Genomic DNA, 15,715 nt, shown 5'->3' on the forward strand with positions numbered 1-15,715 from the left:
CCGTATCGTTTTCGGGTCCGCTCGAGCCGGCTCGCAGGACACCACGGGGACGTGTGTGATCCCGTAGTAGGGTGCGACGATCGCCTCCCGGTCGGCAGTGTCGCCATTACGGCGACCGAGGGTGACGAGCGATCACCCCACGGATCTCCTCGGTTACCGCCTCGATCGCCGCGTCGGCGGTCGAGAGGTTTCCGTCGGTCGCCGCCTCGAGATCACCGTCCGCGTCGTACTCGCGCGGATTCCTGTGGCGACGGGTGACGTTGTCGTCGGCGTCGTCGGCAGCCTGGAGGAGTCGGGACTGGGGCATTTCGACGGCCGAGACGGCCGACGCGTGGGACGCGGGCGCGGGGCCTGTAAGGACGCCGGCACCGCCGCTCGCGAGCACGAGGAGGACGGTGGCGAAGACGGCGCTACTCGCACGCGAATCACTCACGCCCTCGCGTTCGCGCCCGGGATACATAGCTATGCGTTCAGTTCGCGCCCACTGCGCGTCCGCGGGAAGTCTCAGGACCGTCTTACTGCGCCCGTTTCGCGGACCGAACCCGGCACACCTCCGGAACACGCGGCGGTTACGAGCGGGATCAAATCCGCTCACAGCCGTTCCGTCGTCGACTCGTCGTGTCCGTAACACTGGCCTACGGATGGCGATCTATAACATTTCGTAACTGTATCGAACCCTGATGCTCGAGGCCGTTCACCGATGACCGAACCGCCGCACTACCCACCGGTCCGCGCGCCGTTTTCGAGAGCCGTCCGCACCGCCGAATCCCGTCATTTGACCGCGCGAAGGGACCGGAAACGGGAGGTTTTTGCGCCGGCCGTCCCAACGAGTGCACATGGCGCAGGCAACACAGGAGTTCGGCGAATGGCCGTTGAAACGCCTGATGACGGAGGTCGTCGGCTCGGGCCCTAAATCGGCCGACGACATGAACCGCGCGCAGGCTCGCGAGGCCTTCCAGCGGATTCTGTCGGGCGAGCCGGACGCGACCACGCTCGGCGCGTTCTGGCTGGCCAACCGCTGGAAGCGCAACAACCCCGAGGAGCTGGCGGCCTACACCGATGTCATGCGCGAGGAGTCGGTCGTTACCGCCGAGCCCGACGCCGATCCGGTCGACTGCGGTGCGAACTACGACGGCAAGGATACCTCCGCGATCCTCGGCGTCGGTGCCGGCGTCGTCGCCGCCGCCGCGGGCACGCCGGTCGTCGTCCACTCCGGCGACTACGTTCCCTCCCAGAAAGCGCCGGCATACAAACACGTCCTCGAGGAGCTCGACGTCCGTACCGAGCTCGAGCCGACCGAAAGCGCCGACATGGTCGACGAGACCGGCTTTGGCTTCTACTACCAGCCCGCGTTCAACCCCGGCATCGACGACCTTTACGATCGACGCGACCAAATGGGCGTTCGGACGTTCGTCAACACCATCGAGACCGTCGCCAACCCCGCGAACGCCGACGTCCATCTGGGTTCGTTCTACCACCTCGCGTTCGCGAAGAAGCTAACCGATCTCATCACGAAAAGCGACCAGCTCGGATACTCCCGTGCGATCTTCTTCCAGGGGATGGAAGGGTATGACGACATCCGCCCCGGCTACACGAAGGTCGCCGAATGGGATCAGGTCGGCGACGACGGCGAGGAATCCTTCGCGGACTACGAGATCGAGACCGCCGCGTACGGCATGGAAATGGAGCGATCGGACCTCGCGGTCGACGACATTGCGACCGACTCCGCGTCGATCACCGAGGCGGTTCTCGCCGGCGACCGCGACGATCACTTCGCCGACGCGATCGCCCTCAACGGCGCGTTTCGGATGTACGCCCGTCAGGACGTCGACAGCGTCGAAGACGGCCTCGAGCAGGCCCGCGAGGTCATCGCCGACGGCAGCGCGCAGGCCGTCCTCGAGGAGCTGCAGGCGTTCTGAGCGGGCGACTTGTCCGCTCCACTCCGCATCGGTCTTCGTGTCGCTTCTCCTATGGGTTTCGTATCGTGACGGCTTTCGTATCGTTTCGGGACGGGAGTCTCGGTCGGCGACTGGCAGTCGCCGGCCCCGACGGGCGGTCGGAGTCGCCGTTCGAGGCGGGAGTCGAACCGGACACCTTTTTGATCGGTAGCAGTGACCATCACCCATGGACGAATCACTCGAGACAGTGCTGGTGGCGTTCGACGAGGATCGCGGCGTCGGGACGCTCACGATGCACCGCCCGGACGCGCTGAACGCCCTGAACGCACAGTTGCGAGCCGATATCGTCACGGGGCTCGAACTGCTCGAGGAGCGGAACGAGGAAACCGACGGCGTCGCCCTGCGCGCCGTGGTGCTCGAGGGGGCCGGCGAGAAGGCCTTCTGTGCCGGCGCGGACGTCGGCGGCTTCTCCGAGGCGTCGGCCGGCGGCACCTCGGCACGGTCGCACTACGACGTCATCCGGGAGTTCCCCGCGCCCGTCATCGCGAAGATCGACGGCTACTGTCTGGGCGGCGGCCTCGAGACCGCGCTGGCCTGTGATTTCCGGCTGGCCAGCGAGACCTCCACCTTTGGCTTCCCCGAGGTCACCCTCGGCATCCTGCCGGGTGCCGGCGGCGTTCAATACGTCAGCAAACTGGCCAGCCCCGCCGTCGCGAAGGAACTCGCGATGACCGGCGACCACATCTCCGCGACGCGAGCGGACGAGGAGGGCATCATCAACCACGTCTACGCCGACGACGAGTTCGACGACGCGGTCGACGAGTTCGTCACCGACCTCGCCGGTCAGGCACCGCTGGCGGTGCAGGCCATCAAGCGATCCGCCGACATGGCCGTTCACAGCGGGCTCGAGGAAGGGATTGAATACGATTCTCACCTCTTCAAGCGGCTCCTCGAGACCGAGGACCACGCGGAGGGGGCAGCGGCGTTCGCCGAGGACCGCGAGCCCGAATTCGAAGGGAAATAGTGGGGAAGACGACGGACGGCGTCCCACGCCGGACCGATTCCGAAACCTGCGGTGGCGCGCGCTGTCGGCTGCCCGAGTGACAGCGAGGGCAGTCGACGACGTTGCGCGAGGGATGAGCGAACGAACGCGAGTGAGTGAGCGAATCGGGTGGGGAGGGCGTGGTAATACCGTGGTGCCACGGGAGTCGGATACCCGTTCCCCCTTTTTCGGTCGGGAACCATGTCTCTGGAACGACGACTTCGAGAGCAACACCGACGACGGAGAGCGCCTTGTCGACTTGCGCCTCCGTCGCGATTCCCTCGTCGACGATCTGCCGGGCCTCCTCACATATCGCCGCGTGACAGCGGTTGGCGATGACGGTGATCTCGCGGACGGCCACCTCGTAGCCGCGACGTGCGAGTCCCTGTGCCATACGGAACCCATGCTGCCGCCGCCGACGGTAGCGCTCTTTCGTGCCATGTCCCTACCCGACATGGATGTCGACATCGGTCTTGGCAACGCTCGAGACAACCGGCGACGGCCGCCGAAACTGCCGGGCCGAGAGCGGCCGGAATCGCAACGACACGACGGGATGGTGGCTACGAGCACATCGACGGGAACGCCCGCGAAAGCGGCTATCGAGCGCCCTGTCGGCTCTCACGCCGGCCGGTTCGATCGACTCGTAACGACAGCTGGTACACATTTAATAGTCGCGGCGTAAAGCATGAGGTATGGCAACTGAGTACACGCCAACCGAGATGATGGATCGGGAGTCACGATCGAACCGCTACTATCGCAACGCGGTCGAACGCCACTGGGACCCCGGCGAGATCGACCTCGAGCGCGACGTCGAGAACCTGCTCGCGTTCATCGACGAGACGGAGACCGACGACAGGGAGCCGTGGTACGGGATGCTTAACGGGATCGCGAAGTTCGGGGCGGGCGAGGACGCGGTCACGGAGGACCTCGCGCCGCTGGGGACGGTCCTCGACGACATCGACGACCAGCTGTTCCTGACGACACAGCTGTACGAGGAGGCCAAACACGCCGACTTCTTCGATCGGTACTGGCGCGAGGTCGTCTGGACGGTCGAGGACGAGTTGGGGTGGGAGCGATCGAACCCGCGTCACGACCGGTGGTTCAACGATCCCTACATCGAACTGTTCAACCGCAACCGGCAAGCGCAGCGCCGGCTGCTCGAGGAGGACACCCCGGAAACCCGTGCGAAAGCCTACTGTCATTACCATCTCACGGTAGAAGGCATCCTCGCCCAGACGGGATACTACGGGATGCAGACCTCCTACGGCGGCGAGTTCGACGACCTGCCACATCTGCCGGGGCTCGTCCAGGGGTTTACCAAGATCCGCAGCGACGAAGGACGCCACGTCGGCTTCGGAATGAATCAACTCAAGAAGCTCATTGCCGAGGGGGTCGACCCGCACCTCATCGAGACGACCGTCGAAGACCTGCTCCCGCTCGTCCAGGGAATCACGGAGGACGACCGGTATCAGGCCGACGACCCCGAGGAGCGCGTCGGGCTCGACGACGGACAGTTGGCCGAGTACGCGGTCACGAAGCACACCGACCGGATGCGACAGATCACGGACGCCGCGGCGGACATTCCGGACGTCGACGAACTGGTGTCGCTCGAGGGCGACGACTGATGCCGTGAGACGAACCCGACGGTTCCGATCCCGGCACGACCGGCGACAGTAGGCTTTTGGGGGCGGATCGACACGTGGGACCATGCAGCTCGATTCGGTGCGGATACTCGATCTGTCGCGCCTGTTACCCGGGCCGTACGCGACGCAACTGCTCGCCGATGCGGGCGCGGACGTGATCAAAGTCGAGGATACGGACAGGGGTGACTACGCCCGCGATATCCCGCCGACGACCGGCCGCGGCGTCGGCGCGCTGTTCGAGAGCGTCAATCGCGGCAAGCGCAGTATCGCGCTCGACCTGAAGTCGGAGGCCGGCCGCGAGGCGTTCTACGAACTCGTCGCGGACGCGGACGTCGTCTTCGAACAGTTCCGGCCGGGCGTCGCCGACCAGCTCGAAATCGATTACGAGACGCTGCTCGAGTACAACGACGACCTCGTCTACTGCTCGCTGTCGGGCTACGGAGGGACCGGTCCGGACGCCGAGCGCGCGGGACACGATCTCAACTACGTCGGTGTGGCCGGATTACTCGATATGACCCGAGAGGACGAATCGATGGCCCCGCAGATCCCGGGCTACCAGATCGGAGACCTCGGCGGCGGGCTGTTTGCAGCCTTTTCGATCGTCGGCGGGCTGCTGTCGCGGGCGCTGGGTAACGGCGGCGAGTACGTCGACGTGGCGATGACCGACGTGGTCGCCTCCTTTTCGCAGGCCGTCGCCCACGAAGCACTCACGGGCGGCGACCCCCGGCCCGGCGAGACCCCGCTCACCGGGACGTTTCCCTGGTACGACGTGTACGAGACCGCCGACGGACGATACGTGACCCTCGCGGCGCTCGAGCCGAAGTTCTGGACGACCTTCTGCGAGGAAGTCGACCGCGAGGAGTTGATCGACGCTCACGGCACCGACGACCCGGCCGAACTGGCGGCCGTCCGCGAGAAACTCGAGGCGCTGTTCGAGAGCCGATCGCGGGACGCGTGGCTGGCGGACCTGAGCGAGGAGACGATGGTCGGGCCGGTGTGTACGCCGGCCGAAGCCCTCGAGCACCCCCAACTCGAGGCTCGCGGCCTGATCGAACGGCCCGCGGACGCGCCGCCGCGGATCGGCTTTCCCGCGAGAGGGTCGAACGTGCCCCAAACTCACGACGAATCGGTCCCGGAGCATGGGGAACACACCGACGAGCTGCTCGCGTCGGTCGGCTACGACGACGCCGAGCGAGCCGCCCTTCGCGACGCGGGCATCATCCGCTGACGGCCAGTTGTCCCGTCACGAGGACGCACTCGCCCCAACTAATAAGCTACTGGATGGAATATGTAGGACGACCATGAGGAATGTCGAGTTAACGCGTGACATATTCCGCGAGCGGGCGGTCGACCTGTACTCCGACCGGGAACTGGTGACGAAACTGCCCGGCGGGCGCACGCACCGGTACACGTACGCCGACGCCGACGAGCGGATCAACCAGCTCGCGGGCGCGCTCGATGGCCTCGGTCTCGAGGCGGGCGATCACCGACGGATGTTACTATGGTAGCAAACACCACTGGCGGCGTGAGTTTCGACACCGACGGCGAGACCGAATTGATCCTCGACAGTCTCGACGAGTTCATCGAGCGCGAAGTCGAGCCGATCGTCGAGGAGTTGGGAGACGTCTATACCAATCCCAGGAAGGGACACCACGAGAACGGGCGCTGGACCGACGAGGTGCTCGAGGCCCGCGAAGAAATACGGCGTCGATCCGCGGAGGGCGGCTTCTACGCGATGAACCTGCCCGAAGCCGCGGGCGGCGAGAGCGTCTCGCCGGTCACCTGGTACCGGGCGAAGAAACACCTCGCAGCTCACGGCGGCGGCCTCGAGCGCTACGTCCTCGCCGGGCCGGAAGGGCCGAAACCGCTCCTGTTGCAGGCGAAAGGCGAGCAGGTCGAGCGCTACCTCGCGCCGACCGTTCGGGCGGAGAAATCGACGGCGTTCGCTCAGACCGAGCCGGGTTACGGATCGGATTCGCCGAACATGGAGACCACCGCGGAGAAGAACGAGGCGCGGAGCGCCTCGGAACGTAGCGGCACAGCCGCGGAGAAAGACGGCGACGAATGGGTGCTGAACGGCCGCAAGCAGTGGATCACCAACGCGCCCTACGCCGACTTCGTCCAATTGTTCGCTCGGACGACCCCACAGGAGGAGGCCGGCCGCTACGGTGGCATCACGTGTTTCATCGTCGAGCGCGAGGAGTACGAACTCGGCTCGTACAACAACGCCGTCGGTGCCGAGGGGATGCAGGCCGAGATCGTGCTCGACGACGTTCGAATCCCCGAGGATCGCGTGCTCGGTGAGGTCGACGAGGCCTTCTACGCTGCGATGGAGTTCCTCTCACTTGGCCGGCTCGAGCTGGGTGCCGAAGCCGTGGGATACGCGGAGTACCTGCTCGAGGACGCCGGCGAGTACGTCACCGAGCGCGAGGCCTTCGGGCGGACGATCGGGAACTTCCAGCAGGTCTCCACGAAACTCGCGCGGGGGCGAGCGAAGACCTACGCGGCCGACGCGGCGGGGCTCAAACTCGCCTGGAAGATGGCCCAAGACGAGCGGACGGTGATGGATGCGTCCGTGCTGAAGTGGTTCGCTACGAACGTCCTCTGGGAGGTCGCCGACGCGGCCGTGCAGGTACACGGAGCCAACGGGCTGGCAGAGGACCACCCCTACATGGACCTGGTCCATCAGGCGCGGATCCTGCGGATCGTCGAGGGAACCGACGAGATTCAGCTCAACACGATCGCGAAGACGATGGGGATCGTGGACTGAGTCGGCGCTATCGAACGCTCGACGCACCCGGACCCCGAGCCCGTCAACTACTACAGCCCGGGTTTCGAGGGCATTGCCTCACGGAGCACGCAACTATGAGCGGGACAGTGAACTCGAGCCACTGACACCGCCTCAGACGGACTGTCGTACCGATTGCCCGGCGCACCCGCGAACCATCGTGCGGATGCCGTCACCGACGGACAGTCGCTCCTCTCAGAAGCTAAACAGGTCAATCCCACCCGTGACACCGATAATTTGCCCGGTGACGTAGGACGCCTGCTCCGAGCAGAGGTAGGTGACCATGTTGGCCACGTCTTCCTCCGTGCCGAGGTGACGCATCGGGGTGGCCTCGGCGATGCGAGCGAAGTACTCGTCGACGTTCGCCCGGAGTTCGTCGGGGTTCATGTCCGCCCAGTCCCCGACGACGATGTTCGGCGCGATGACGTTCGACGTGACACCCGACTGGGCACCCTCGAGGGCCATCGTCCGGCCGACGCCGATCATGGCGGCTTTCGTCGCCGAATAGGAGAGTTGACCGAACCCGCCATACCAGCCGGCCATCGAGGACATGGTGACGATCCGCCCCCAGCCGCGGTCGCACATCCGCGGGAACAGTTCCGTGCTGATGTTGTAGGTACCGGTCAGATTGATCTCGATGTCCCGGTCCCAGATCCCGTCGTCGTAGTCGCCAATGCGCGAGCGGGCGTCGACCATCGCCGCGTTGTTGACGAGGATGTCCACGCCGCCGAAGGCGTCTCGAACCTCGGCCATCGAGTCGGCGACGTCCTCGCGGTCCGTGAGGTCACACTCGAAGGCCATCGCCGCACCGCTGTCCGCGGTTTCGTCGATCTCCACGGCGATCTCCGCCGCGCCGTCGACATCGACGTCGAGGACGACGACGTTTGCGCCCTCCTCGGCCAGCAGTCGACAGTCCGCGCTTCCGATCCGTCCCGCACCGCCAGTGACGACCGCGGTCCGGTCCCGAATGCCAAGGTCCATTGCTCGATTGACTACTTCGTTATTTGACTTAATTATTGTGGAGTGATAGCAGACTCCACGGCCGGGAAAGACTCCGACAGCGGCGGAACGAGTCCAGTACGGGCGACCACGGATATATGCACAACAGCTATGACGAACGGAGAACTATTCAAACATACGTCATGAACTCCGCAGTCATCGTCGATGCCGTCCGGACGCCGTTCGGGAAACGCGACGGCTCGTTCAGGGACACGCACCCACAGGATCTGGCCGCCGAACCGCTCGAGGCCCTGCGCGAGCGCAACGGGTTCGAGCCCGGGACGATCGAAGACGTCATCTACGGCTGTGTGTCCCCAGTGAGCGAGCAGGGGCTCAATATCGGGCGACTCGCGCCCATGGTCGCCGGCTGGGGCGATGTGGTCCCCGGCGTACAGCTCAATCGGATGTGCGGATCGGGCCAGCAGGCGGCCAACTTCGCTGCGGCGAACGTCATGGCCGGCCAGCACGACGTCCTCATCGCCGGCGGGGTCGAACACATGACCCGCGTCCCGATGGGCTCGGACGGCGACGGCCTGACCGACACCTACTTCGACCACTTCGACGAGCTGACCACGCAGGGCGAAGGGGCCGAGCGAATCGCGGAGCACTACGGTTTCACGCGATCGGACCTCGACGGGATCGCCGTCGACTCCCAGCGGCGCTGGAAAGAGGCCTGGGACGAGGGCCGGTACGACGATCAGGTCGTGCCAGTCGAGACCGAACTCGAGGGCGAGGCGATCGTCGTCGAACGGGACGAACACCCGCGGCCGGGCACGGACGAGGAAACGCTCGCCAACCTCCCGCTGTCGTTCCGCGAGGAGGGGGAGGGCGTTCACCACCCTGGCAACTCCTCGGGGATCGTCGACGGCTCCTGTGCGCTGTTGATCACGAGCGAAGCGGCCGCCGAAGAACACGGCTGGGAGCCGATGGCCCGCATCGTCCAGACCGAGGTCGTCGGCGTCGACCCCGTCACGATGCTTCGCGGCCCCATCCCGGCGACGGAGAACGTCCTCGAGAAAGCCGACATGTCGGTCTGCGATATCGACCGCTTCGAAGTCAACGAAGCGTTCGCGTCGGTCGTCGCCGCCTGGCTCGAGGAGACCGGCGCGCCCTGGGAGGACGTCAACGTTAACGGCGGCGCGATCGCCCACGGCCACCCGCTGGGCGCGACCGGCGCGATGTTGCTGACCAAGCTGGCCCACGAACTCGAGCGGACCGACCAGGACACCGCGCTCTCGACGATGTGCATCGGCTTCGGCCAGGGTATCGCGACGATCATAGAGCGAGTCTGAGCCGGGCGCGGTCGGCCGACGGGAGCCGAACCCAGCTGGCGACACCGCCGACCAGGGGCGTCTCGAGAGCGAAGCGCCGACCGGTGCCCGACAACCGGTTGCCAATTTATGCGATCTCTTACCTATAGCTTTACAATGCTGTATCCTGTCATGAGTGATATGGAGTACCACGACTCCGAGACGGCAAAGGAGGTTGCGGGCCGCGTAGCGGACTTCATGGACGAGGTCGTCATCCCGCGCGAGCGAGAGGCGCTCGCCACGGGCGAGGAGATCACGACGGGCGAGATCGAGGACCTGTGGGAACTGGCCAAGGAACGCGACCTGTTCGCGCCGCAGGTGCCCGAGGAGTACGGCGGACAGGGGCTGGACTTCAGCGACATGCTGCCGTCGTTCGAACAGGTCGGTCGCTCGCTGATCGGCGCGCTCGCGATCCGCGCGAACGCGCCTCAGGAGGGGAACATGCACACCTTGGAGATGGTCGGGACCGAGGAACAGAAAGCGGAGTATCTCCGACCGCTCGTACAGGGCGAACTCTCCTCGGCGTTCGCGATGACCGAGCCCAAGGTCGGTGCCGGCTCGGACCCCAAGATGCTCCAGAGTACCGCGGTCAAGGACGGCGACGAGTGGGTCGTCAACGCCCACAAGTGGTGGACCTCCGACGGACTGGACGCCGATTTCTATCTGGTGATGGCCCGGACCGACCTCGACGCCCACCCCTACGAGGGAACCTCGATCATCCTCGTTCCGCGTGACGCCGACGGCGTCAACGTCCAGCGGAACGTTCCCCACCTCGGCGGCCACGGCATCACCGAGCGCGAGGGCGGCCACGCCGAAGTGAAGTTCGACAACGTCCGCGTCCCCGTCGAAAACACGATCGGCGAGGAGGGGGCCGGGTTCCGGATCGCGCAGATGCGACTCGGCGGCGGCCGACTGACCCACTGCATGCGCTACTCCGGCATGGCCGAGCGCTCGCTCGACATCGCCAAGGCCTACCTGCAGGAACGCGAGGCCTTCGGCACGAAACTCGAGGACAAACAGGCGCTGCGCCATCGGATCGCCGACGCCGAGACGCGTTTGCACGCCGCTCGCTGTATGGTTCGCCACGCCGCGCGCGAACTCGACCGCAGCGACGCCCGCATCGAGGTCGCGATGTCGAAGATGTTCACCGCCAACGTCACCAACGAGACCATCGACCTCGCCCTCCAGTGTTGTGGGGGCAACGGGATCGGCAAGGACCTGCCGATCGCCCACTTCTACGAGAACGTCCGTGCGTTCCGCATCGTCGACGGGGCCGACGAGGTCCACCGCCGTTCGATCGCTCGCTGGGCGTTCGAGGACATCGACGAGGCCGAAATCGAGAACACCCTGCAGTTCGACGAGGACCTGCGGATCGACGGCCTCGACGAGTAACGGTCCGGACTCGAGCGAGCCGTTTCGAACCCCGACCGAAAAGCGGGGCTCGCGTCGCCGTCCGAAGATTATGCAGTCCCGTCCGAGAAGGGTACTGTTATGTCAGTCGTCCACAAACCATGGCGGCAATGAAACGCGGACACCGCGCCGAGGTGCGATACGACGCGCCGACCGACCGGTCGACGACTCTCGCGCGAGCCACGGAGGGCGTCCATGCCGAATAGGCCGCTCGCGGAACTCGAGGCAATGGTCGGCGACGCCCGCGTCACCGTCGAAGCGTTTCGTATCGAACCCGGCAAAGTCGAGGAGTTCGCGCGGGCGATCACGGCCGCAGACCCCGTCTTCCGCGACGGGTCGGTCGCCGCGGACCGGGACTACGATCGCGTCCCCGCGCCGTTGACCTACACGCAGGTCGGCCGATTCCCCCGCTACACGCCCGCCGACGTCGACGGGAAGGGGTTCGATCTGGGCTTCAAGCCGGAGTACGTCCTCCACGGCGAGCAGGCCTACGAGTACGAACGTCCCATCTACGTCGGCGACGTGCTCGAGGGGACGACCACCCTCGTGGACGTCTTTCAGCGCGAGGGCGGTCGTGCGGGGACGATGACCTTCGCCGTCCTCGAGACCGAGTACCGGACGCCGGACGGCGACCTCGTCCTGACCGACCGCTCGACGGCGATCGAAACGGAGGGAGCGGTCGACAACGGCGACGAGAGCGGCGACGGGTCCTCGAGCAACGCGTCGACCGAGCCCGACGGCGGCACCGCGAATCCGGAGCCGGCAGCACCCACGGCAACGGTCGACGAGTTCGATCGCGTCCGCACCGTCGACGGCCTCGAGCCCGGTGCCGCCGGCCCAACCGTCGTCGTCCCGAACCTCGAGCGCCAGCAGTTCGTCAAGTACGCCGGGGCCAGCGGCGACTTCAACCCGATCCACTACGACGAGCCCTACGCGACGGCGGCGGGCAACGAGAGCGTTTTCGGCCAGGGGATGTTCACCGCCGGCGTCACCTCGCGGGTCGTCGCCAACTGGTTCGAGCTGCGGGACGTAACGAGCTTCGGCGTGCGGTTCCAGTCCCGGGTCTTTCCCGACGAGACAATCGTCGCGAGCGGCGAAGTCGCCGAGATCGACCCCGACGCGGGAACGGTCGAGACGGCACTCGAGGCCCGGACGACCGACGGCGAGACGCTGCTGACGGGGACGGCGACCGCCGCTCTCGAGTGAACAAGGCCACACTCGGTTGTGGCTCCGGCGCGAACCCGGACTCGCGGCCCTGTCGGAGCCCCGCCCGAAATGGTCGCCACTGAAACGCGTTCCGGACTGACCGTAACGCCGTCATGCGGTCAGGTGTGTAGTGACGTGGAGTGACTCCTGTAGTGCGCCCGTCGTGCTCGAGGCACTGTGGCAGGCGGATGGGGCCGGCGTCACGGTACTCGCCGAGCGGACGGGGCTCGCGAAGAGCACGGTTCACGCCCATCTGACGACGCTGCGGTCAAAGGGGTACGTGGTCCAGGAGGACGACGAATATCGGCTGAGCCTCCGATTCCTCTCCTTCGGCGAGCACGTCAAATACGCCGAGTCGCTGTACGCGGCGTCGGAGACCCCGATCGCCGAGCTATCGGAGCGGGTTGGGGAACGAGTGCTCTGTTCGACACACCAGAACGGACTGGGAACGGTCGTCAACGTCAGCGAGGGCACCCGGTCGTTCACCAGCGACATCGATGTCGGGACGCACACCTATCTGCACAGTTCGGCCGGCGGAAAGGCCATGCTCGCCCACTTCCCCGAGGAGCGAATCGACGGGATCATCGACGAGTGGGGACTCCCGGTTTTTACCGAGGACACGATCGGCGATCGCGACGCCCTCGTCGATGAACTCGCCGCGGTTCGCGAGGCGGGCGTCGCGTACAGCCGCGAGGAGTACCTCCAGGGGATCAGTGCGATCGCCGCCCCGATACGCGACACCGACGGCACCGTCTACGGCGCGGTTACCGTCGCCGGACCGGACCGCCGACTCGCGAACGAGTGGGAAGAACGCGACCTCCGCACTCAGTTGCTGTCGACGGCGAATACGATCGAGGTGAATCTGCTGTTCTCGTAGCCGTTCGATGACAGTGAACACATAGCACATCACTCGAGACATCGCGGGGGCCCGTCGGTCCCGTTCGACCGGGAACTCAGTGCGTCATCGACCACTGAATTACAGAGATATGTCTGTAATATCGGTCTCGGTCGTGACGCCGGACAAATTCCCCTCGGATACTCGAACCCGTTCGACTGAGACGGACCATTGATTATCAAGTATGCAATAATACCACTATCCCAGCTATCTATGAATAATGAAACGACCGTAGAGATCGCGAACTCGGCGAGCGATCGGTAACTCCGCTCTGGCTCTCGGAGAGACCATTTCCGAGCCTCCGTATCACCCGTACGGTACTCCGAACTGGAACCACTCGAGACCGGCGTCGAAGCGGCGTCTCGGCCACTGAAGCAACGGACTGTCGCCATTGATCACCCGGGCTCCGTGTTTCACGGTCGGCCCATTCATGACAGATCAATTATTACATTCGGGAATGGAAAATATTGGAGAATGGGAGGCGGGGTCATCGTTCCGGCGACGCACCGCTCGGTCGCAGGCCCCGTGCGATGGTTGGCTTCCACTGTTCGACCACAGTGAATATTTCGAAAACAGCGTCGGGAATAGATCGAAAATGATGAACGAATTTATGTACTGCCCGCTCGATACGGGATCTATGCGACTCGAAAACAAGACAGTAGTTATCACGGGTGCGGCGTCGGGTATCGGACAGGCGACGGCCGAGCGCTGCGCCGAGGAGGGCGCACGCGTCATCGTCACTGATGTCGATACCGAGGGCGGAGACGCGGTCGTACGGGCGATCGAGGACGCCGGTGGGGAGGCCGCGTTCCACGAACTCGACGTCACCGACAGCGACCAGTTCCACGCGGTCATCGACGCGGTCGCCGACGACGACGGCCTCGACGTGCTGATCAACAACGCCGGGACCGGCCATCCGGCCGGGAGTCTCGAGGACGTCGACGACGATATGCGCGACTTCGTTATGAACGTCAACGTCAACGGCGTCTGGAACGGTTGTCACGCCGCGCTCCCGCATCTGAAATCGCAGGGCCACGGTGCCATCGTCAACGTCGGGTCGCTGGCGAGCATCCTCGGGCTCCCCAAGCAGGCTGCCTACTCGATGAGCAAGGGTGCGGTCCTGAACATGACGAGGGCGGTCGCCGCGGAGGCCGGTCCGTACGGCGTCCGCGCGAACACGGTCTGTCCCGGCTTCACCGAGACCTCCCTGCTCGAACGGTACCTCGATGAGCAGGAGAACCCCGACCGGGCTCGCGAGCAACTGATCGAGCAGTACCCGCTCAAGCGCCTCGCCGAACCCGAAGAGATCGCGGACGCGATCCTGTTCCTGGCCAGCGACGAGTCCTCGTTCGTCAACGGCCACGGACTGGTCGTCGACGGCGGTTTCTCGGCCTGAACTGCGCCGCCACACCGCCGTCGTCTCACTCCCCGTGGACCAGCGCCACGCTCGCGAGTTGGTCGCCGGCGGTCACGGTCGCCTCGCGAGTGAGCGCGTAGAGTATGCCCTCCCGGTCGGCACGCGCCTTGTGGAGCGGGTCGTAGCGCGTCGGATGATAGACCGTCCCCAGAAGCGTTCCGTCGGCGATCGACTCACCTACCTCGAGCGACGGGTTCGGGCGGAAGAGCCCGGAGTCGTCCGCGGTGACCTGGCCGCAGTGGTTTCGGGCGACGACCTGCTCGCGCTCGGGAACGGTGCCGGGCAGCAGACCGAGATACCGACAGACATCGCAGAGGCCGTCGACGCCCGCCTCGATGACGTCCTCGAGGAGTTGTTTGTTGTGGGCGAGTTCGGGCGTGATCGACGGGAGGTTTTCCTCGGCGGCGACGACGCGAAGTTTGCCCGCGAACCCGCGGCGGTGCCACTCGTCGGAGGCGTCCTCGGCGGCCCGTTCGGACAACAGGAGGTCGGCTCCGAACGCTTCGGCGAGTCGGCGGGAGCGCTCGTCACCCTCGCGGTAGACGACGTGGGGAAGCATATCGGGGCTCCCGGTGTGGAGGTCGACGAGCGCGTCGGCCGCCGTGACGTACTCCCAGAGGCGGGCGGCCATGCGCTGGGTGATGCTCCCGTCGCTGTTGCCCGGCCAGATTCGGTTCATGTTGGGATTGACGCTGTCGAATTGCTCCGGCGTCGTGTACGAGACGCGATCGAACGTCAGCGGGTTCGCGACGGGAACGGCGATCACGGTTCCGGACAGCGACTCGAGGGGCAGCCGCTCGTGGAACCGCCGCAACACCTCCGTTCCGTTGATCTCGCGGCCGTGCTGGGCGGCCTGCACGTACAGCGTCGGCCCCGGCTCGTCGCCGCGGTAGGTGTGGACCGTCGTCGTCAGTTCAACGCCCGACGGCAGCCGGGCGAGCGGTATCTGCTCGGCCGTGTGCGTGCCTCCGGTCATATCCCGTCGTTCCACGCCCGGCGATATGTACCTGCGGCCGCCCGTTGCCGAGTCGGGAAGGTCGATGGATCGGTACGGGAAGGCGGCCACCAGCTGTCCCCGCACAGCCGCCTCACAGCGCCACTCGGGGA

The 15,715-nt window shown here is 65.7% G+C and carries 14 protein-coding genes; 11 read left to right on the top strand and 3 right to left on the bottom strand.

What is annotated here, in order from left to right:
• Positions 1-106: 106 nt before the first annotated feature.
• Positions 107-433, bottom strand: a complete 327-nt coding sequence (locus tag FGF80_RS15910) for a hypothetical protein (RefSeq protein WP_238705307.1) — start codon at positions 431-433, stop codon at positions 107-109.
• Between the two features lie 403 nt (positions 434-836).
• Between FGF80_RS15910 and FGF80_RS15915 the strand changes: the two genes are divergently transcribed.
• The 6 genes from FGF80_RS15915 to FGF80_RS15945 all read left to right on the top strand — a co-directional run bounded on the left by FGF80_RS15915 (position 837) and on the right by FGF80_RS15945 (position 7,353).
• Positions 837-1,919 carry an anthranilate phosphoribosyltransferase gene (locus FGF80_RS15915; RefSeq protein WP_138655089.1) on the top strand — a complete coding sequence of 361 codons (1,083 nt, stop codon included), beginning with the start codon at positions 837-839 and terminating at the stop codon, positions 1,917-1,919.
• A gap of 205 nt (positions 1,920-2,124) precedes the next feature.
• A complete protein-coding gene (locus FGF80_RS15920) occupies positions 2,125-2,922 on the top strand; it encodes an enoyl-CoA hydratase/isomerase family protein (protein WP_138655091.1) in 798 nt (265 codons plus the stop codon).
• 710 nt (positions 2,923-3,632) lie between these two features.
• Entirely contained in the window at positions 3,633-4,565 is a 933-nt protein-coding gene (locus FGF80_RS15930) for a ferritin family protein (RefSeq protein ID WP_138655093.1), read from the top strand.
• 82 nt (positions 4,566-4,647) lie between these two features.
• Positions 4,648-5,811, top strand: coding sequence for a CaiB/BaiF CoA transferase family protein (locus FGF80_RS15935; RefSeq protein WP_138655095.1), 1,164 nt, complete (start codon positions 4,648-4,650; stop codon positions 5,809-5,811).
• Positions 5,812-5,884: 73 nt separating this feature from the next.
• Positions 5,885-6,091 carry an AMP-binding protein gene (locus FGF80_RS15940; protein WP_138655097.1) on the top strand — a complete coding sequence of 69 codons (207 nt, stop codon included), beginning with the start codon at positions 5,885-5,887 and terminating at the stop codon, positions 6,089-6,091.
• Entirely contained in the window at positions 6,085-7,353 is a 1,269-nt protein-coding gene (locus FGF80_RS15945; RefSeq protein WP_138655099.1) for an acyl-CoA dehydrogenase family protein, read from the top strand. The genes FGF80_RS15940 and FGF80_RS15945 overlap by 7 nt, the downstream gene beginning before the upstream one ends.
• 213 nt (positions 7,354-7,566) lie before the next feature.
• On the opposite strand, the gene FGF80_RS15950 is transcribed toward FGF80_RS15945, so the two are convergent.
• Entirely contained in the window at positions 7,567-8,352 is a 786-nt protein-coding gene (locus FGF80_RS15950) for an SDR family NAD(P)-dependent oxidoreductase (RefSeq protein ID WP_138655101.1), read from the bottom strand.
• Between the two features lie 161 nt (positions 8,353-8,513).
• Here FGF80_RS15950 and FGF80_RS15955 point away from each other — a divergent pair, with 161 nt between their 5' ends.
• From FGF80_RS15955 to FGF80_RS15975, 5 genes are all read left to right on the top strand, one after another.
• Complete coding sequence (locus FGF80_RS15955; RefSeq protein WP_138655103.1) at positions 8,514-9,662, top strand: thiolase family protein; 1,149 nt, start codon at positions 8,514-8,516, stop codon at positions 9,660-9,662.
• Positions 9,663-9,821: 159 nt separating this feature from the next.
• Complete coding sequence (locus tag FGF80_RS15960; RefSeq protein ID WP_138655105.1) at positions 9,822-11,072, top strand: acyl-CoA dehydrogenase family protein; 1,251 nt, start codon at positions 9,822-9,824, stop codon at positions 11,070-11,072.
• Between the two features lie 213 nt (positions 11,073-11,285).
• Complete coding sequence (locus FGF80_RS15965; protein ID WP_049907787.1) at positions 11,286-12,296, top strand: FAS1-like dehydratase domain-containing protein; 1,011 nt, start codon at positions 11,286-11,288, stop codon at positions 12,294-12,296.
• A gap of 130 nt (positions 12,297-12,426) precedes the next feature.
• On the top strand, positions 12,427-13,173 hold the full coding sequence (locus tag FGF80_RS15970; protein WP_138655107.1) for an IclR family transcriptional regulator: 747 nt from the start codon (positions 12,427-12,429) through the stop codon (positions 13,171-13,173).
• 655 nt (positions 13,174-13,828) lie between these two features.
• Positions 13,829-14,587, top strand: coding sequence for an SDR family NAD(P)-dependent oxidoreductase (locus tag FGF80_RS15975; RefSeq protein ID WP_138655109.1), 759 nt, complete (start codon positions 13,829-13,831; stop codon positions 14,585-14,587).
• A 25-nt stretch (positions 14,588-14,612) separates the two neighbouring features.
• Here the strand turns inward: FGF80_RS15975 and FGF80_RS15980 are convergent, their stop codons facing one another.
• The gene (locus FGF80_RS15980) at positions 14,613-15,584 is read right to left on the bottom strand and encodes a succinylglutamate desuccinylase/aspartoacylase family protein (protein ID WP_138655111.1); all 972 of its coding nucleotides are present in this window, start codon (positions 15,582-15,584) and stop codon (positions 14,613-14,615) included.
• Between the last annotated feature and the right edge of the window lie 131 nt (positions 15,585-15,715).

The sequence above is a fragment of the Natrinema pallidum genome (genome assembly GCF_005890195.1).
Lineage (GTDB): Archaea > Halobacteriota > Halobacteria > Halobacteriales > Natrialbaceae > Natrinema > Natrinema pallidum.